The organism is Stenotrophomonas sp. C3(2023), assembly GCF_032911385.1.
In the GTDB taxonomy this organism is placed as follows: Bacteria; Pseudomonadota; Gammaproteobacteria; order Xanthomonadales; family Xanthomonadaceae; genus Stenotrophomonas.
In genome coordinates, this window is record NZ_JAWJLO010000001.1 from 1,044,887 (window position 1) to 1,063,629 (window position 18,743).

General features: G+C 66.5%; 15 protein-coding genes. 7 read left to right on the top strand and 8 right to left on the bottom strand.

Annotation, left to right across the window (positions count from 1 at the left end):
* The first annotated feature begins 106 nt into the window (after positions 1-106).
* Both RZA67_RS04545 and RZA67_RS04550 read left to right on the top strand, forming a co-directional pair.
* Complete coding sequence (locus tag RZA67_RS04545) at positions 107-1,675, top strand: serine hydrolase (RefSeq protein ID WP_317211430.1); 1,569 nt, start codon at positions 107-109, stop codon at positions 1,673-1,675.
* 86 nt (positions 1,676-1,761) lie between these two features.
* A complete protein-coding gene (locus tag RZA67_RS04550; RefSeq protein ID WP_317211431.1) occupies positions 1,762-3,591 on the top strand; it encodes an ABC transporter ATP-binding protein in 1,830 nt (609 codons plus the stop codon).
* A gap of 122 nt (positions 3,592-3,713) precedes the next feature.
* Here the strand turns inward: RZA67_RS04550 and RZA67_RS04555 are convergent, their stop codons facing one another.
* The gene (locus RZA67_RS04555; RefSeq protein ID WP_317211432.1) at positions 3,714-5,516 is read right to left on the bottom strand and encodes a DUF885 domain-containing protein; all 1,803 of its coding nucleotides are present in this window, start codon (positions 5,514-5,516) and stop codon (positions 3,714-3,716) included.
* A gap of 75 nt (positions 5,517-5,591) precedes the next feature.
* On the opposite strand from RZA67_RS04555, the gene RZA67_RS04560 reads away from it, so the two are divergent.
* Positions 5,592-6,452: a DUF4349 domain-containing protein gene (locus tag RZA67_RS04560; RefSeq protein WP_317211433.1), complete on the top strand. Its 861-nt coding sequence runs from the start codon at positions 5,592-5,594 to the stop codon at positions 6,450-6,452.
* A 53-nt stretch (positions 6,453-6,505) separates the two neighbouring features.
* Here the strand turns inward: RZA67_RS04560 and RZA67_RS04565 are convergent, their stop codons facing one another.
* A complete protein-coding gene (locus tag RZA67_RS04565) occupies positions 6,506-6,799 on the bottom strand; it encodes a hypothetical protein (RefSeq protein ID WP_317211435.1) in 294 nt (97 codons plus the stop codon).
* A gap of 169 nt (positions 6,800-6,968) precedes the next feature.
* On the opposite strand from RZA67_RS04565, the gene RZA67_RS04570 reads away from it, so the two are divergent.
* A complete protein-coding gene (locus RZA67_RS04570) occupies positions 6,969-7,844 on the top strand; it encodes a DMT family transporter (RefSeq protein ID WP_317211437.1) in 876 nt (291 codons plus the stop codon).
* 69 nt (positions 7,845-7,913) lie between these two features.
* Here the strand turns inward: RZA67_RS04570 and RZA67_RS04575 are convergent, their stop codons facing one another.
* The gene (locus tag RZA67_RS04575; RefSeq protein WP_317211438.1) at positions 7,914-8,813 is read right to left on the bottom strand and encodes a peptidylprolyl isomerase; all 900 of its coding nucleotides are present in this window, start codon (positions 8,811-8,813) and stop codon (positions 7,914-7,916) included.
* A 139-nt stretch (positions 8,814-8,952) separates the two neighbouring features.
* Between RZA67_RS04575 and RZA67_RS04580 the strand changes: the two genes are divergently transcribed.
* Entirely contained in the window at positions 8,953-9,318 is a 366-nt protein-coding gene (locus tag RZA67_RS04580; protein ID WP_317211439.1) for a PadR family transcriptional regulator, read from the top strand.
* Entirely contained in the window at positions 9,315-10,334 is a 1,020-nt protein-coding gene (locus RZA67_RS04585; protein ID WP_317211440.1) for a sensor domain-containing protein, read from the top strand. Before RZA67_RS04580 ends, RZA67_RS04585 begins: the two co-directional genes overlap by 4 nt.
* Before the next feature lie 79 nt (positions 10,335-10,413).
* Here the strand turns inward: RZA67_RS04585 and phaZ are convergent, their stop codons facing one another.
* On the bottom strand, positions 10,414-11,715 hold the full coding sequence (gene phaZ / locus RZA67_RS04590) for a polyhydroxyalkanoate depolymerase (protein ID WP_317211441.1): 1,302 nt from the start codon (positions 11,713-11,715) through the stop codon (positions 10,414-10,416).
* Between the two features lie 80 nt (positions 11,716-11,795).
* The gene (locus RZA67_RS04595) at positions 11,796-12,392 is read right to left on the bottom strand and encodes a class I SAM-dependent methyltransferase (protein ID WP_317211442.1); all 597 of its coding nucleotides are present in this window, start codon (positions 12,390-12,392) and stop codon (positions 11,796-11,798) included.
* Between the two features lie 130 nt (positions 12,393-12,522).
* Between RZA67_RS04595 and RZA67_RS04600 the strand changes: the two genes are divergently transcribed.
* Positions 12,523-12,978: a CopD family protein gene (locus RZA67_RS04600; RefSeq protein WP_317211443.1), complete on the top strand. Its 456-nt coding sequence runs from the start codon at positions 12,523-12,525 to the stop codon at positions 12,976-12,978.
* Between the two features lie 160 nt (positions 12,979-13,138).
* Here the strand turns inward: RZA67_RS04600 and RZA67_RS04605 are convergent, their stop codons facing one another.
* The 3 genes from RZA67_RS04605 to dnaE form a co-directional block, all read right to left on the bottom strand.
* On the bottom strand, positions 13,139-14,098 hold the full coding sequence (locus tag RZA67_RS04605) for an acetyl-CoA carboxylase carboxyltransferase subunit alpha (RefSeq protein WP_317211444.1): 960 nt from the start codon (positions 14,096-14,098) through the stop codon (positions 13,139-13,141).
* 89 nt (positions 14,099-14,187) lie between these two features.
* Positions 14,188-15,054: a hypothetical protein gene (locus RZA67_RS04610; RefSeq protein WP_317211445.1), complete on the bottom strand. Its 867-nt coding sequence runs from the start codon at positions 15,052-15,054 to the stop codon at positions 14,188-14,190.
* Between the two features lie 50 nt (positions 15,055-15,104).
* Complete coding sequence (gene dnaE / locus RZA67_RS04615) at positions 15,105-18,683, bottom strand: DNA polymerase III subunit alpha (RefSeq protein ID WP_317211446.1); 3,579 nt, start codon at positions 18,681-18,683, stop codon at positions 15,105-15,107.
* Positions 18,684-18,743: the final 60 nt, after the last annotated feature.

Consider the following 18,743-nt stretch of genomic DNA (forward strand, 5'->3'; position numbering starts at 1 on the left):
AGTGCCGTCACTACCGGCAGGGGCGGCGACACAGTGGAGTGGTTACCATCGGCAATCACCCGGCAGTGGGCAACGCGCTGCCTCTTTCCCGCTGGAGACCTGTTTGATGAAGACCTGGATTGGAGGCGCGATGCTGATGGCCTGCGCACTGACCGTGGAGGCGGCGCCGCCGTCCAACGCTGCGCCGCTGGAGCAGCTGGACCGCACCGTGGAAGCGGTTCGCCGCCAGTTCGACGTACCCGGCATCGCGGTGGCCGTGGTCAAGGACGGGCAGGTGGTGCTGGCAAGAGGATGGGGTGTACGTGAGCTGGGAAGGTCCGAACCGGTGGACGCCGACACGCTGTTTGCCATCGCGTCCAACACGAAGGCCTTCACTGCCACCTCGCTGCAGCTGCTTGCCGAGGATGGCAGGCTGAAGATGGACGACAAGGTGATCGATCACCTGCCGTCGTTCCGGATGTCCGATCCCTACGTCACCTCACAGATGACGATCCGTGACCTGCTCTCGCACCGCAGCGGTCTGAGTCTGGGCGCGGGGGACCTGCTGTTCTGGCCAACCACCACCTACAGCAACGCCGAGGTGGTCCAGCGGCTGGGCCAGGTGCCGCTCAAGGGCGGCTTCCGCGAGCGCTACGCCTACGACAACATTCTCTACGCGGTCGCCCAGCAGGTGATCGAGCAGGTCTCCGGCATGAGCTACCAGCAGTTCCTGCAGGTACGCATCTTCGACAAGGTGGGCATGGAGGGCACGCGCTACAACGCCGACCACCTCCAGCCCGGCGACAAAGCCGCCGTGGGTCACGCGCGCTATGATTTCAAGGAACTGCGCTCGGTTGCACCGCTGACCTGGTCCAACAACGCCGGCGCCGGCGGCATCTATTCCAGCGCACATGACATGGCACGCTGGATGCAGGTGCAGTTGGCGAATGGGCTGCTGGCCGATGGCACGTCGTTGTTCAGTCCGGACGCGCAGCGGCAGATGTGGCAGGTACTGACCCCGCAGACGGTGGCCGAGCCGAGCGTGCCGGAGCTGCGCCCGGCGCGGCCCAATTTCGCCGGCTACGGCGAGGGCTGGAGCCTGAGCGATTTCCGGGGGCAGAAGCTGGTCTGGCATACCGGCGGCTGGCCGGGCATGGTCTCGCGGCTGACCCTGGTGCCCGAACAGAATCTGGGTGTGGTGGTGCTGACCAACCAGGAGGTGGGCGCGGCGTTCAACGCGATCACCCTGAGCGTGCTTGACGCCTATCTGGGCGCGGCGCCGCACGACTGGGTGGACGCCTATGCCAAGGCCGTGGCCAAGGCAGAACAGCGCGCCGACGAAGGCTGGGCCCGTCATGTGGCCGAGCGCGATGCACGGTCGCGTCCGTCGCTGCCGCTGGCCGGCTATGCCGGCAACTACCGTGATCGCTGGTATGGCGACATGCAGGTCAGCGTGGACGGCAGGCAGCTGCGCCTGCAGTTCGCCCGCACCGCACAGCTGCGCGGGCGCCTTGAACACTGGCAGCACGATACCTTCATCGTGCGCTGGGACGACCGCTCGCTCAATGCCGACGCCTTCGTGAACTTCAGCCTCGATCCGGATGGCAAGGTGCGCGATGTGCGGATGCAGGCGATCTCCGACCTGACCGATTTCAGCTTCGACTTCCAGGATCTGCTGTTCGTGCCCCAGCGCTGAGCGACGGTGCCGGGCGATACCCGGCACCACAGCGTCTGCACCGGCGGCATGGGACAATGAGCTGATACATGCCGTGAGACCGTGCGATGTTCCGATGGTTTGAATCCCTGATCCCGGTGTTTCCACCGTTGGATCCACGCATGCCGCCGCGCAGCGTCACCCGTTTCTACCTGCACTACCTGCGACCGGTCTGGCCGGTGCTGCTGGCCACGCTGGTGGCCGGCCTGCTGCTGGCGCTGGTGGAAGTGGCGATGTTCGACTTCCTCGGCCGCATCGTCGACATGGTGGCCGAGCAGCCCGGCGCCGGTTTCTTCCAGCGCCACGCCGGTGAACTGCTGTACATGCTGGCCATCTGCGTGCTGGCCCGGCCGCTGCTGGTAGCGGTGCACAATCTGCTGGTCAACCAGGCCATCGTGCCTGGGCTGAGCAACCGCTCGCGCTGGCTGATGCACAACTATGTCGTGCGGCAGAGCCTGGGTTTCTTCCAGAACGATTTCGCCGGCAGCATGGCCAACCGGGTGATGCAGACCGGCACCTCCCTGCGTGAGTCAGCCGTGCAGATGGTGGATTCGCTCTGGTACATCCTGGTCTATACCGGCACCGCACTGGTGCTGTTCGCGCAGGCCGACTGGCGCCTGATGGTGCCCCTGCTGGTGTGGATGCTGGCCTATGCGGTGATCATGGTGTACTTCGTACCACGGGCCAAGGAGCGCGCCTGGGTCGCTTCGGAGGCCCGCTCCAAGGCGATGGGGCGCATTGTCGATGGCTACACCAACATCCCCACGCTCAAGCTGTTCGCGCAGGGCGGGCGCGAGCAGGCCTACGTGGCCGAGGCCATCGAGGAGCTTGCGGTCAAGCATCGGCGGCAGACCCGCATCACCACCAGCATGGACCTGACCATTTCCATCGTGAACGGGCTGCTGATCGCCAGCACCTGCGGTCTGTCGCTGTGGCTGTGGAACGCGGGCAACATCAGTGTGGGCGCGATCACGCTGGCGACCGGTCTGGTGATCCGCATCCACAACATGTCCGGCTGGATCATGTGGACGATCAACGGCATCTTCGAGGATATCGGCACGGTGCAGGATGGCATCACCACCATTTCCCAGCCGTTGACCGTGCAGGACCGCGAAGATGCCGTGGCGCTGCAGGTCCACGCTGGCGGCATCACCTTCGAGGACATCCACTTCCATTACGGCAAGCGGGGTGGGGTGATCGCCGGACTCGACCTGGTGGTACGGCCGGGTGAGAAGATCGGCCTGGTGGGCCCGTCCGGCGCCGGCAAGTCGACCCTGGTCAACGTGCTGCTGCGCCTGTACGACCTGGAGAGCGGTCGCATCCGGGTGGACGGGCAGGACATCGCCGGGGTCACCCAGCAGAGCCTGCGCCAGCAGATCGGCGTGGTCACCCAGGACACCTCGCTGCTGCATCGCTCGATCCGCGACAACCTGCTGTATGGCCGACCTGACGCCACCGACGCGCAGCTGCAGGCAGCCGTTGCCAAGGCCCGCGGGGAGAGCTTCATCGACAGTCTGGTCGACGGTCAGGGGCGTCGCGGCTATGACGCGCATGTCGGCGAGCGCGGGGTGAAACTGTCCGGCGGCCAGCGCCAGCGCATTGCCATCGCACGCGTGCTGCTCAAGGATGCGCCGATCCTGGTGCTGGACGAAGCCACCTCGGCGTTGGACTCGGAAGTGGAAGCCGCGATCCAGGACAGCCTGGATGAGCTGATGGAAGGCAAGACGGTGATCGCCATCGCCCATCGCCTGTCGACGATCGCGCGCATGGACCGGCTGGTGGTGATGGACCAGGGCCGGATCGTGGAGACCGGCAGCCATGCCGAGCTGATCGCCGCCGGGGGGCTGTATGCGCGGTTGTGGGCGCGCCAGACCGGCGGCTTCGTCTCCGCTGGCTGACGTGCTTCGGCTACAGGCGGAACACCGGTAGAGCCGACCCCACGGTCGGCTGCTGTCCGCTCAGATCGCGCTGGCGCTGTAACGGCAACGGCCCGGTTGCCCGGGCCGCTGCGGCAGTGTGGTTACTCGATCGGCTGGTCGAGCATCAGCTGGCGGGCGAAACGCACCGGCGGTGCGCCGTAGGACAGCATCTGGTCGTGGTAGGCCTTCAGGTTGAAGTTCGCGCCCTGCTTTTCCTGTACGGCCTTGCGGGTGTCGAAGTGTTCCTGCGCGCCGACGAAGTAGGTCGGCAGCTGCGCGGAGGTCAGCTGGGCGCGCACCCACTTGCCCGCCGCTTCGCTCTCCTGCTGGAAGGCGTCGTGGGTCATCAGGTGCATGGCCTGCTCGCGGCTCCAGTTGTCCACGTGCACACCCTGGTCGAGAATCGCGTTGGAGATGGTGCGCAGATAGAACTTCAGCTGCACCAGATGGAACAGCGGGTCGTTGTCCAGATAACCCTGCTCCTGCATCATGCGCTCGGTGTAGACCGCCCAGCCTTCGGCGAACAGACCCGAGCGCAGCACAGCGCGCAGGGTGGAGGGGAACTTGGCCGAGTGCCAGCCTTCCAGGTAATGCCCCGGCGTGCCTTCGTGGATGCTGAGCAGGTGGATCATGCGCGAGTTGTACTCACGCAGGAACGAGTCGACCTGCTGGTCATTCCAGTCGTCCGGGATCGGCGACACCGCGTAGAAGGTCTTCAGGTTCTTGTCCAGCGGACCGGGCGAGTCGCAATACGCAACCGCGACGCCACGCTGGAATTCAGGCATCAGGATGATGTCCACCGGCGCGTCCGGCAGGGTCATCAGGTCATGGTCGCGGACGAAGGCGGTGGACTGGTCCAGCGCGGCCTTCGCATCGTCCACGACCTTGTCGCGGGCCGGCTTGTCGGCGTAGGCCAGCTCAAGCGCGGCTTCGATGGCGGTCTGCTGCTGTGCATCGGTCGGCTCGGCCGGCATCGCAGGTGCGCCCGGCTTGTCCTTGAGCACGGTCTGGGCGATGCCATACATGTCCTTTCGCACGCGGGTCAGCTCGGCACGCGCGCGCTCGCCGATCTCCTGCCGCGACAGCGAGGAGTTCAGCGCGAACTTCAGCTTCTGGTCGTACAGCTGCGCGCCGATGCGGAACTCGCCCTTGGCGTTGGGCACCAAGGTCCCGTCCAGCCATGCCTGCTGTTCCTCCACCGCCTTCTTCAGGCCCTCGATGGCTGCCTGCAGGCGCTGCTGATCGGCCTGCGGCAGCTCGCCGACATGCGGGGTGATGAAGGTATCGACGATGCTCAGGATGCCGCGGTTCTGCTTGGCCACGGTCTCGGCATGGATCTTCGGTACGCGGGCCGGGTCGAGGTTGGCGCGGGCCTGGGCGAAGATCGCCGGAATCTTTTCCATGCGCTCGGTGGCCGACTTCAGGCGCTCGGGCAGCGGCGCGAACTCACGCGCCATCAGCCCGTAGATCGCACTGCCGGCCAGGCCGTTGTACATCTGCGGGTCCCACTGCGCCGACTTGAGCACCTCGGCGTTCCAGATTTCCGACTGCAGCTGGTTGCGCAGGATCGCCGCATCGACCTGGTTCTCGCGGCCCAGCCGGGCGACCTCAAGTTTGTCCAGGTCGGCCAGCAGCGCCGTGTAAGCGGCCAGTGTGGCCTGCTGGCCCTCGGCGCTGAGGTCGTCGATCTGGCCGTCATAGCGGTGGTCACCGATCTGCGTGGCGCTCACCGGCGAATGCTGCATCCAGGTGTCCAGTGCACGCTTGGACAGCTCGGCAAAGGCGGCATCGGCGGTGGCCTCACCGGCCTGGCCGGTGGCCGCCGGCGCATTGCTCGTCGTGTCGGCAGGCTGGCAGCCGGCAAGCGCGGCAAGCAGGGCAAGGCTGAGAAGGTGAGGGCGCATCCGCATTCCTGTTACTGGGGCAAAGGGCGAGCATAGGCGCTCGCCGTGGCAAAGTCCCCCTGCCAAAGGATTACCATGGGCAGCCCGCCCGCCAGGGCAACACCGGAGAAGGATGGCATGCGGCTACACGGACGTGGGTTTTTTGCGGCGCAAAACGGCTGGCTGCTGGCGCTGATGGTGTGCATGCTGGCCGGCTGTGCTGCGCCGGGCGGTCACGAGGCGGCTTCCGGTGCGGGCGCTGCGGCCGAAGCAGTGGCGGCGCCGGAAGGGACCTATCTGGCCTATGAGCACGACGTGCGCGTGCAGTTGCCGGGCGCTGACATCACATCGCGCTTGCAGGCCCTGGCGCAGGCCTGTCAGCAGGCCCGCTTTGGTGACTGTGCGGTGCTGCAGATGGGTCAGGAGGGCGGCCAGTACCCCTCTGCCAGCATCCGGATGCGGCTGGCACCGGCAGCGGTAGAGCCGCTGGTGGCATTGGCCGGGGACAACGGGCGGGTGGCAGCGCGCAGCACCCAGGCCGAAGACCTTGCCCCGCAGGTCAATGACACCCGGCTGGCCCAGCAGCGGTTGAAGAACGAGCACGCCACACTGATGGGGTATCAGCAGCGTCGCGACCTTGCTGTCGCCGACCTGCTGTCCATCTCGCAGCGTCTGGCCGAACTCGAAGCCCAGATGCAGCAGGCCGATCAGCAGGCGGCGCAGCAGCGTCGCCGGATCGACACGCAGCTGCTCAGCGTGCAGTTGCAGACGCCGGCAGGTGAAAAAGGGCGCAGTGAAATCGGTGATGCCCTGCGGGAGTCAGGTGCGGTCTTTGCCGCTTCGGTGGCCTTCGTGATCCGTGCCGTTGCCGCGCTTGTACCGGTGCTGGTGGTCGGTGGCTTGGCAGGCTGGATCGGCCTGCGGCTGTGGCGCCGACGTCGGCGCCAGCGCGGCTGACCGCCGAAACGGGGACAAGCCAGTGCCGTGGTCAGCCACGGCACCGGACCGGCTCAACCCTCGTCGGTCTCGTATTCGACGAACACGTCCAGCTCCAGCGCCAGTTCCTGCACGGCATCGCGCACTTTCTGCGCGGTATGGTTGTTGCCGACTTCCACTTCCAGTTCGTGCGTGCCCGGACCGATGTCGTCGGACAGGCCGGCCGAACTGGAGTCGTCGTCATCCATGTGCGGCATCAGGTCGTCGGTTTCCTCGACGTGTTCGATGCCTTCCAGGCTCAGCAGCAGGTCGCTGATGGCACGGGCATCGTCTTCGCTTCCAGTGATTCGCAGTCGCAGCATGGCCATGGGGGAATCCTCGTTGACGTGCATTGCAGCCTAGCCAGCGGCAGGCAAAGACGGAGTGATGGCAGGCATGCCAGTGCTTGTCGCGGTGGCGCGTACAGGCGATGCTTGTTGACCGGTGGAGGAAAGTGACGATGCGGACGGGTCAGGCAGCAGGGGTGAGAACGTGGGCATGAGCACGCTGCCGACCGGGACGATGCGTGACTGGCGCACACCGATCGAGCTCACCCTGCTCGGTGCCATCTGGGGATGTTCGTTTCTGTTCATGCGTGTAGCGGTTCCATCGTTCGGCCCCTATGCGCTGGTGGAAGTACGGCTGGTGCTGGGTGCGCTGGTCCTGTTGCCGTTCCTGTGGGTGGCACGCGCGCAGTTTCCGGCGCGGCGCTGGCTGTGGCTGGCACCGATCGGGCTGGTCAACTCGGCTGTACCCTTCCTGCTGTTCGCGTGGGCCGCGGCGCGTGCACCTGCGGCCATCGGCGCGATCTGCAACGCGATGACGGTGCTGTTTGCTGCGCTCATCGCGTTCCTGTTCTTTGGCGAGAAGATCGGCCTGCGCCGTGCGGGTGCGCTGCTGGTCGGCTTTGCCGGGGTCGTCGTACTGGCGACAGCCAAGCTGACCGGCTTCAGTATCGGCACCGCGGTGCTGGCCGGTGCATTGGCGTCCCTGCTCTACGGCCTGGGCGTCAATCTGGTCAAGCGGCACATGACCGGCCTGCCGTCGGCCGCCGCTGCGGCCGCGACCCTGGGGTGTGCGTCGTTGTGGATGCTGCCACTGGCGCTGGTGCATTGGCCCACGGCACCGGTACCGGTCAACGCATGGGCCTGCGCCGTGGCGCTGGGAGTGGTCTGCACCGGCCTGGCTTTCCTGATGTTCTACCGCCTGATCGGACGGATCGGTCCGGCGCGTGCGTCCACGGTGACCTATCTGGTGCCGCTGTTCGGTGCGGCCTTTGCGTGGTTTTTCCTGGATGAGCCGTTGACGCTGCAGATGCTGGTGGCGGGCGCGCTGATCCTGGGCAGCGTGGCGGTAAGCCAGAAAGCTGCGTAGAGCGGGGCTCTGCCCCGCTGCATCCATCACACAGCGGAGCTCTGCCCCGCTGCGCGACGGTAGGGCGGCTCAGCGCACCGGCACCGGAATATTGCACAGGTCGATATGCCCGGCCGGGCGTTTGTAGAAATCATCGACCCGGTTGCGCCGCGCTTCGACCGTGTCGGCGAAGGTGCGGCTGTCGGTGCGCAGCACCTGGATCGCGGTGCGCTCGGCCACAGGGACCTCGCTGGCGCGACGGATCGAGGTGATCGGCGTGCGCTGGGACGGGTCGGCATAAAAGCCCATCGGCGCTGGACCGCGTGGCAGCGCGCTGAGCAGCTCCATGCCCTGCAGCACGCGGCCGACCACGGTGATGTTGCGGTCCAGCTGGCGTGGCGACTGCCCCGTCACCACATACAGCTCGGCGCCGATGCTGCTGTCCTCAGCGTTGTTGCGTCCGGCGCCGAGCGTACCGTAACAGTGGGCCAACCAGGCCTTGCCTGCCTTTGGGTCTTCGCCGACGGCAAAGCCATCGACAAAGCCGGTACGCGGTGCCCAACCGTCGTGATCAGGCAGGGCGGTGATGGCCAACCCCTTGCTGCTGCGCTCGAACTCGGCCGGCAGTGCGCGCTCGGCCGAGCCCAGCGGCTTGGCGCGCTGCGCATCGTCGGCCTCAGGGTCACCGAACTGGACCACGAAGTTGTCCTGTACCCGGTAGATGCTGGTGCTGTCCCAGAAGTGCTCGGCGGCCAGGGTCTGGATGTTGGCGACATGGCGCGGGGCGAACTGCGGCGCCAGTTCGATGATCACCCGGCCTGCCGGCAGGTCCATGTAAAGCAGGTTGGCAGGGTCCGGCGTGCGCCAGTCGCCGTCGGCAGAGGCGGCCAGTATCTGCTGCACACTGCGGTAGGGCTTGGCCGCTTCCGCGGTAGCAGGCAGCAGGCAGGCGAGGGCCAGGGCGGTCAGGGCAAGGCGTTGGCTGGGCATGGCGGCGCCGGAATGGAGTGGTTGCTGATTCTGCGTGAACGCGCAGCGGTGCGCTACGCCGGCCGACAGGGTGACTAACGACACATCCGCTATAGCGGAGTTCGCACTACTGTTCACTTCAACGTAGCGGAGTGCGGCCGTGGTCGATGACGATGTCCACCTGAAGAAGTTCCAGAAAGAGCTCAGTGCCGGCACGGTCTCGCTGGCCTTGCTGGCGGTGCTGGCCCAGGCCGGTGAGCCGCTGTACGGCTATCTGATCGCCAAGGAACTGGAGCGGACAGGGCAGGGCGTGCTCAGCGGCAAGCAGAGCGCCCTGTACCCGGTGCTGCGCAACCTGGAAGCAGCCGGCCTGCTGGAGAGCCACATCGAGCCCTCCAGCAGCGGTCCGCCGCGTCGCTACTACCGCATCAACAACCGTGGTCGGGAGGTTCTGACGCAGTGGCGCCAGGCCTGGCAGGCCACTCGAGATTCCGTCGATTCCGTGTTGGAGGGGATACCACAATGAATGCCTTGAATCCGCCCGCTGCTGGCCTGCCCATCACAATCGGCGAGTACCTCGCACAACTGCGCGCGGCCCTGCATGATGCCGACCCGGCCATGGTGCAGGACGCCCTGTATGACGCTGAGGAGTACCTGCGCTCGGAGCTGGCCGCGCACCCGGGCCGCAGCGAAGCCGAGGTGCTGGCCGACGTGGCTGGCAGCTACGGTGCCCCGGAAGAAGTGGCCGACATCTACCGCGAAACCGAAGTCACCGTGAGCCGGGCGCTGCGCACGCCCAGTGCGGTGACCCGATCGAGTGCTGGCCGCCCAACGGCTGCGGCAAGCGCCGCGCCGACCATCTCCCCCGTGGGTGCGCCGGCGACAGCGGCCATGGCGGGCGACGCACTGCCGGTGCAGCGCTCGGCGCTCGCGCGTTTCTTCGGCGTGGCGCTGGACCCGCACACCTATGGCGCCCTGTTCTACATGCTGCTGTCGCTGGCCACCGGTATTTTCTTCTTTACCTGGGTGGTCACCGGCCTGTCGCTGTCGGTGAGCCTGATGATCCTGATCATCGGCATCCCGGTGGCGGTGCTGTTCTTTGGCTCGATCCGTGGCCTGTCGCTGCTGGAAGGGCGGCTGGTGGAAGTGCTGCTCGGTGAGCGCATGCCGCGGCGACCGCTGTATGCCGACCGCAGCCGCGGCTGGATGCAGCGCATCGGCGACATGTTCACCGACGGCCGCACCTGGCTGACCATGCTTTACTTCCTGCTGATGCTGCCGCTGGGCATCGTGTACTTCACCATCGCCGTCAGCCTGCTGTCGATCTCGCTGGTGCTGGTCTGGGCTCCGGTTGCCGCGCTTGTCACCCAGGGTGGGCTGTACCCGGGCGTGTTCATCAACGGCGAGCAGTTCATCCCGGTGTGGTTCACCCCGCTGTTTGCGGTGATCGGGGGGCTGATGCTGTTCGCCACGCTGCACCTGGCGCGCGCCGTGGGCCGGCTGCACGGTGGCATCGCCAAGCACCTGCTGGTGCGGCTGTAAGTACCCGCGGCATGGCAACGATGCCGTGCTGCGCATGACGGACGAGCGGGGCATGGCCCCGCTTGATCCACAGCTCCGTTCAGGCCTTGCGGCGCAGCGGCGTGACGTTGCTCTTGCGTTTGAGCCTGGCCGCGGGCGCTTCGGCATGGGCGGCGAAGAAGTCGCGCACCTTGGGGTACACCACCTCGCGCCAGCGTCGCCCACTGAAGATGCCGTAGTGGCCAGCGCCCTCGACGATGAAATGCTCGCGGCGCCCAGGCGCGATACCGGTGCACAGGGCCTGCGCCGCTTCGGTCTGGCCCCGTCCGGCAATATCGTCCAGCTCGCCCTCGATGCTGAGCAGCGCGGTGTCGCGGATCGCCGACGGGTCCACCTTCTCGCCGTTGACCACCCACTCGCCACGCGGCAGCAGGAAGTCCTGGAACACCACCGAGATCGTGTCCAGGTAGTACCGCGCCGGCATGTCCAGCACGGCGTTGTACTCGTCGTAGAAACGGCGGTGCGCGTCGGCGTCTTCCAGGTCGCCCTTGACCAGGTCGGTATAGAAATCCCAGTGCGAACTGAAGTGGCGGCTGGGGTTCATCGACAGGAAGCCGGCGTGCTGCAGGAAGCCCGGATAGACCCGGCGTCCTGCGCCCGGGTAACCGGCCGGGACGGTGTGGATGACGTTGTGTTCGAACCAGGACAGCGGATTCTGCGTGGCCAGGTTGTTCACCGCAGTGGGGCTGCAGCGCGCATCGATCGGGCCACCCATCATCACCAGCGAGCGCGGCGTGGGCTCGCCACGGCTGGCCATCAGGGACACTGCGGCCAGTACCGGCACGGTCGGCTGGCACACGCTGACCACGTGCAGGCGCTCGACGCCGAGGTGGCGGATGAACTCCTGGATGTAACCGATGTAGTCGTCCAGGCCGAACTCGCCCTCGCCGATGGGCACCATGCGCGCGTCCACCCAGTCGGTGACGTAGACACGATGATCGCGCAGCAGCGTGCGCACGGTATCGCGCAGCAGGGTTGCGTGGTGGCCCGACAATGGTGCAACGACCAGCACGAACGGCTGGTTGAGCATGGTGTGCAGCTGGTCGGCTTCGTTGCTGTGGCGCTTGAAGCGCAGCAGCTTGCAGAACGGCTTGCTCACTTCCTCATGCACCACGATCGGCACGCGCTCGCCGTCGACGTCGATTTCGTTGATGCCCCACTCCGGCTTTTCGTAATCCTTGCCGATGCGGTGGAACAACTCGTTGACCGCCGCCAGCTGGTCAGCCCCCGGCATCTGCGACCACCAGTGGCCGGGCGTATTGAAGAAGCGGGCGTTGGCCTGCGCCTGATGCACCCAGGGGGCGAGCAGGTTGCGGGTCAATTCGTGCAGTTGATAGAGCATGATGAGCCAATATGTATGGTCATATGTTGCCGCGCAGCATAACCCATCCCCACGGGGCGTAGGTTAAGTGGCATCACAGCTCAGCGGCCGGCCTGCTCCAGGTTCGAGGTCTGGTCGGCCAGCGCCGGGCCCAGCCACAGGTGCGAGCCCACGCTGCGCAGGCCATGCCGCGCCAGCTCGCGGCGGTACCAGCGCGCCGGGCGGGACTGGAACCCCTCGTGATCGCCCTCGAACGCATCCTCGGCGGCAAAGGTCTCCAGGAACGCCACGCCGCCGGTCATCTCGGCCAGGCCGGCCAGCCCCGCGCGCAGCTCGCGATCGGGCACGTAGTGCATGACATCCGAGCACACCAGCAGGTCCACCGGCGCGCACGGCCGCAGCCAGGCGAAATCACCAAAGGCGGCCAGATGCAGGTTGCGGGTACGGCCATAGCGGCGCACCGCGTATTGGCTGCTGTCAAAGCCGAGATACTGCAGCTTCGGCCGCAGCTTCAGCAGGGGGGCACGCCAGGCGCCTTCGCCGCAGCCGATGTCGAGCACGCTGCGCACAGGGCGCTCCAGGTAGTACTCGGCACTGGCCACCGCGAGGGCGACCTTGCGCGCCAGCCGCGCGGCTCCGCCGATGTCGGCGCGGCGGTACCAGCGTTGGAAGTAGGCGGCGTCGTAGATCTTGTCCATGCGGGGAATGCAGTACTGAAAACAGCGGCCATGCTAAGCGATGGGGGCCGGTGACGGGCGGTTGCGGTGCGCGCGCCGGCCGGATCGGTGAGAATGAAGGTCTTCCAATGCCAGCCGCAGGAGCGAGCGCATGCAGTCGTATTTCTGGGTCAAGACCTTCCACCTGGTGTTCGTGGTGGCGTGGATGGCCACGGTTTTCTACCTGCCGCGCATCCTGGTGAACCTGGCCGAGACCGCTGGCGAGGCAGCCGTGCAGGCGCGGCTGCAGCTGATGGGCATGCGCCTGTACCGGTTCGGACACACCATGTTCGGTCTGGCGTTCGTGTTGGGTCTGGTGCTGTGGCTGGGCTACCGGGTGATCGGCGACTTCCCGACCATGGTGGCGCCCGGCGGGGCTGGCTGGCTGCACGCCAAGCTGGGGCTGGTGGTGGTGCTGCTGGGCTATTACATCTGGATGGGCCGGCTGCTCAAGGGCATGGCCCGGGGCAGGGCGTTGCCGTCCTCGCGTGCGCTGCGCTGGATCAACGAGATTCCGCTGCTGGCCTTCATTCCGATTGTCTGGCTGGTGCTGGCCAAGCCGTTCTGACGACGGCCCGGCAACGGCGTGACGACCAGCGGTCGTCACCTGCCAGAGCGTAGCAACGCAGAAGCAACGGCGTGACGACCAGCGGTCGTCACCTGCCAGAGCGTAGCAACGCGGAAGCAACGGCGTGACGACCAGCGGTCGTCACCTGCCGGGGCAAGGCTCAGGCGGCGTCGTAGGCGCCGTAGCTGCGCAGACGCGTGTAGCGCTGGGCCAGCAGCTGGTCGGTACCGAGCTTGTCCAGTGCTTCCAGCTCGTTGAGCAGCACCGCCTTCAGACGCTTGGCCATCTGCACCGGGTTGCGGTGTGCGCCGCCGGTCGGCTCGCGCACCACCTTGTCCACCAGGCCCAGATCCTTCAGGCGCGGGGCGGTCAGGCCGAGCTGCTCGGCCGCGTCCTTGGCCTTGCCGGCGTCCTTCCACAGGATCGAGGCGCAGCCTTCGGGGCTGATGGTCGAGTACACGCTGTACTCCAGCATCACTGTGCGGTCACCCACGCCCAGCGCCAGTGCACCACCGGAACCACCTTCACCGATCACCGTGCAGATCACCGGCACCTTCAGCTCGGCCATCTCCATCAGGTTGCGGGCGATGGCCTCTGACTGGCCGCGCGACTCGGCGTCGATGCCCGGCCAGGCGCCAGCGGTGTCGATCAGGGTCAGCACCGGCAGGCCGAACCGCTCGGCCATCTTCATCAGACGCAGCGCCTTGCGGTAGCCCTCCGGCTTGGGCATGCCGAAGTTGCGCTTGATCTTCTCCTTGGTGTCGCGGCCCTTCTGGTGGCCGATCACCATCACCGCGCGGCCATTGATGCGGGCCAGGCCGCCGACGATGGCCTTGTCGTCGGCAAACGCACGGTCGCCGGCCAGTTCCTGGAACTCATCGCAGATGATGCGGATGTAGTCCTGGGTGTAGGGACGCGACGGATGGCGGGCCAGCTGCAGCACCTGCCAGGAGGTGAGATTGCGGAAGATCTGTGCGGTACGCAGGCGCAGCTTGTCCTGCAGCGCATGCACTTCCGCCTCGACATTGACCGCAGGGCCGGCACTGGCACTGCGCAGTTCCTGGATCTTGGCTTCCAGGTCGGCGATGGGTTGCTCGAAGTCGAGGTAGTTCGGATTCATCGGAAGCCGTCGTGTAAAGAAGGGGGGAAGTGTAGCCCAACACAGCGATTTTCCCCGTACGCCCCTGTCTGGAGCGTACGGGGACTGGATCAGGGCACGATCAGGGCGCTGCGGCCCATGGTTTCCATCCGGGTGCTGACGAACGCGTTGTAGGCACGGTTGGCCTCCACCGACACGCCGGAGCCCAATGATGCGGTTGCCTTGGTGAAGGCCACCTGGGCCTGGAAGGCTTCCTTGCGCAGGGCTTCCTGCTCGGCTGCCGTGGCCGCCTTCAGGTAGCGCGCGTAGACATCGCGCAGCGGGCCGGCGTGTGCTTCAAACACCGGGTCCAGCGGCGGCAGCGTGGCCGGCGTCGGCTCCAGGGTGAAATCGGGGGCGACGTAGCCCGCCGGCTGCTGCTTCAGGTAGGCACCGGGTTCGTCCATGCTGGCTTCCACGTAGGCAATGAAATCGCGCGCGGTGAAGATCTTGGTGCTGATCTTGCCACCGCTGGAATTCACGTGGGTCACGATCTGCTGTTCGGGGAAGGGCTGGTGTACGCCGAAGTCCCAGCTCTTTTCGATGAACAGGTCATGGGTCTGTTCGAACGGGCCTTCGAAGGTGACGCCACCCAGTTCGGCGCCGCTGCCGACCTGGCCGAAGTTCTGCATCTTGTCCGCGTCGGTCACGTAGATCTCGCGCACGGTCACGTACTCACCGAGGGTCGGGTTGATCAGGCCACCCTTGCCGCCGGTGTAGACGATGAAGCGGACGTCGCCGAGCTTTTCGCTGTGCAGGTGATGCTCACCGGCGGCCAGACTGACCGGCGCGCTGCTTTTGGCAGGCACGCTGAGGTCCTTGTCGTCGATGCGCAGGGTAAGCGCCGTATCGGTCGGGTTGTCGATCTCGAAATCGACCTTGGACGTACAGCCGGCAAGAGTGAATGCGGCAAACAGCGGCAGCAGCAGTGCTTTCATGTGGTGCAGGTACCTCGTGGGGGAAGCAGGGAAACGGGCGGAACAGGATGTCAGCTGGCCCAGGGTGGGCTGTAGCGGACCTTGAGCGTGCGCACGGCCGGATCGCTGCGCAGCGCTTGGAGCAGGCGCGAATCCACGCGCACGGCGCTCTCGCCGGAGACGTCGAGCATGCCGGCAACGGCACCCTGTTCGCTGTTCAGCAGCAGATCCAGGCGCAGCGGCGTGCGGCCCGGGCGATGCTGGTCGAGCAGGGCATTGACGCGGGCCCACACAGGGCGCTGGCGGCGCAGGTCCAACCGCAGGGAGAGCCGGGTGGCGTAGTTGGCGCAGACCTCGTCGAAGTCCCAGCATTGGCGGATGCGCAGGGCGAAACCGCCGTTGAACTCGTCCTCGCGCAGGCCACCTTTGACCACCAGGATGCGGTCCTTGGTCATCAGGTGGCCGAACTCGGCCATGGTGTCGGAGAAGGCGCTGCACTCCACCCGGCCGCGGCCATCCTCCAACTGCAGGAAGATCTGTGTTTCACCCTTGCGGCGCACCCCGACCACCTGGCCGGCCAGCACCGTCTGCACTTCCGGCCGCCAGCGCTTCTCGCCACCGCCGCCGCCGCTGTTGGCGCTCCAGATGCGCTCCACCGCGCCCAGATCATTGCCGACCAGGTCGCGCACATCGTCGCGGTAGGGGTCGAAGGGGTGGCCGCTGAGGTAGAAGCCCAGGGTGTCGCGCTCGCCGGCCAGCCGCTGCAGCAGCGGCCATTCGTCCGCCTCGGGCAGGTCGATCTGGATCGCCGGCGCATCCGGGTCGGGCCCGCCGAACAGCGAGTTCTGGCCTGACGCACGCTCGCGTGCCATCTGCTCGGTGGCCTTGATCACTTCGGGCAGTTGCAGCATCAGCGAGGCGCGGTTGCGGCCCAGCTCGTCCAGCGCCCCGCAGTTGATCATCGCCTCCAGCGTGCGCCGGTTGAGCTTTGCCGAGCCGATGCGGCTGCAGAAATCCAGCAGGTCGGTGTAGGCGCCCTTGTTCGCACGCTCGTCGACCACGGCCTCACAGGCACCCTGGCCGACGCCCTTGATCGCGCCAAGACCGTACTGGATGGTGTCCGGCGTGGCCGCCTCGAACATATAGGCCGACTGGTTGACCTTCGGCGGCAGCACGGTGAGGCCGAGGTTGCGCACCTCGTCGAGGAAGCCGACCACCTTGTCGGTGTTGTCCATGTCCGAGGACAGCGTTGCGGCCATGAACTCGGCCGGGTAATGGCGCTTGAGCCAGGCGGTCTGGTAGCTGACCAGGGCGTAGGCCGCGGCGTGCGACTTGTTGAAACCGTAGCCGGCGAACTTCTCCATCAGGTCGAAGATCTCGTCGGCCTTGGGGCCGTCGACGCCGCCCTTGGCCGCGCCTTCGCGGAAGATCTCACGGTGCTTGGCCATTTCGGCCGGCACCTTCTTGCCCATCGCACGGCGCAGCAGGTCGGCGCCGCCCAGCGAGTAGCCGCCGACGATCTGCGCCATCTGCATCACCTGCTCCTGGTACACCATGATGCCGTAGGTGTCGCGCAGGATGCGCTCGGTGCGCGGATCGGGATACTCCACGTCCTCGCGCCCATGCTTGCGGTCGACGAAGGAGGGAATCAGGTCCATCGGGCCGGGGCGGTACAGCGACACCAGCGCGATCAGGTCTTCGAAGCGGTCCGGCTTGGCGTCCTTGAGCAGCCGGCGCATGCCCGAGGATTCGAACTGGAACACAGCACCGGTATTGCCCGAGGCGAAGATGTCCTTGTAGGTCGGCGCATCGTCGAGCGGGATCTGGGTGATGTCCACCGGCGGGATGCCGGCGCGCTCGTGGCGCCTGTTGATCGCCTTGACCGCCCAGTCGATGATGGTCAGCGTGCGCAGGCCGAGGAAGTCGAACTTCACCAGACCTACTTCTTCGACGTCGTTCTTGTCGAACTGGGTCACCGGGTTCCTGCCGCGGCCACCCTCGTCATGTTCGGCAAACAGCGGGCAGAACTCGCTCAGCGGCTCGGGCGCGATCACCACGCCACCGGCGTGCTTGCCGGCGTTGCGGGTCAGATCCTCCAGCTGGCGGGCCAGGTCGATCAGGTCGCGGACATCGTCCTCGCTCTGGTAGCGCTGGATCAGCTCGGGCGAGGCCATCTCGCTGTCCTTGCCTTCGCCCATCGCGTCCTTGAGCGAGATACCCAGGATGTTGGGGATCAGCTTGGAGACGCCGTCGACCAGGCCGTACGGGAAACCAAGCACGCGCCCGGAATCGCGCACCACCGCCTTGGCCGCCATGGTGCCGTAGGTGATGATCTGGCTGACCCGCTCGCGGCCGTACTTGCGTGCGACGTAATCGATGACTTCATCGCGCCGGTCCATGCAGAAGTCGATGTCGAAGTCGGGCATCGACACGCGTTCGGGATTGAGGAAGCGCTCGAACAGCAGGTTGTACGGCAGCGGGTCCAGGTCGGTGATCTGCAGTGCCCAGGCCACCAGCGAACCGGCACCTGAGCCGCGGCCGGGCCCGATCGGAATGCCCTGCGCCTTGCCCCACTGGATGAAGTCGGCCACGATCAGGAAGTAGCCCGGGAACCCCATCTTGATGATGGTGTCCAGCTCGAACTCAAGGCGGTCGCTGTAGTCCTGCGCGGTCATCCCGGCCGCCAGCGGGTTTTTCTCCAGCCGCGCGGCCAGGCCCTTGCGCGACTCGCTGCGGATCCAGCTGTCCAGCGTCTCCTCGTCCGGCACCGGGTAATCGGGCAGGAAGTAGGTGCCCAGCCGCATCTCGATGTTGCAGCGCTCGGCCAGCGCCAGCGTGTTGTCGATGGCATCGGGGATGTCGGCGAACAGCGCGCACATTTCCTCGGCCGACTTCAGGTACTGCTGGTCGCTGTAATCGCGCGGGCGCTTGGGGTCATCAAGTACGCGTCCGGAGGAGATGCAGACGCGGGCCTCGTGCGCACTGAAATCGGTGGGCGCCAGGAAGCGAACGTCGTTGCTGGCGATCACCGGCAGGCCGCGCTGGCCAGCGGCCATCAGCGCGAACTGATTGAAGGCTTCTTCACCGTCACGGCCGGTGCGGGTCAGCTCCAGGTGCAGGCCATCGCCGAACACGCGTTGCCAGTCGGCCAGCTGCTGCTCGGCCAGCTCGTGCTTGCCCGCCGCCGCCAGGCGACCGGCCAGGCTGTCACGGCCACTGAGTGCGAACAGATTGGCGCAGCCGGCCTTGAGCCATTCCGGCCGCACCGCCACGCCGCCCTCGGGGCGATGGCCCTCCATCCACGCGCGGGTCAGCAGCCGCGAGAGGCTGAGGTAGCCGTCGCGGTCGCGGCACAGCAGGGTCATCCGCCAAGGGTCCTGGCCCTCTTCGGCGATCATCACGTCCGCGCCGGCGATCGGCTTGATGCCCACACCCTCGGCGGCCTTGTAGAACTTCACCAGCGCGAACAGGTTGTTCAGGTCGGTCACCGCCAGCGCCGGCAGACCGAGCTCGACCGAGCGCGACAGCAGATTGGCCTGCTTGGCCTTTTTCGGGTCCGCCTGGTCCGGCTTGGCCGGCACGCGGATGGTCGAGTCGGCCAGCGAGAACTCGGTGTGGACGTGGAGATGGACGAAGCGGGAAGTGGACATGCGGTACCAGATTGGAGCGCACGGGCCCCGGGTGCAGACGGAAGGTTCGTCGCCGGGGTC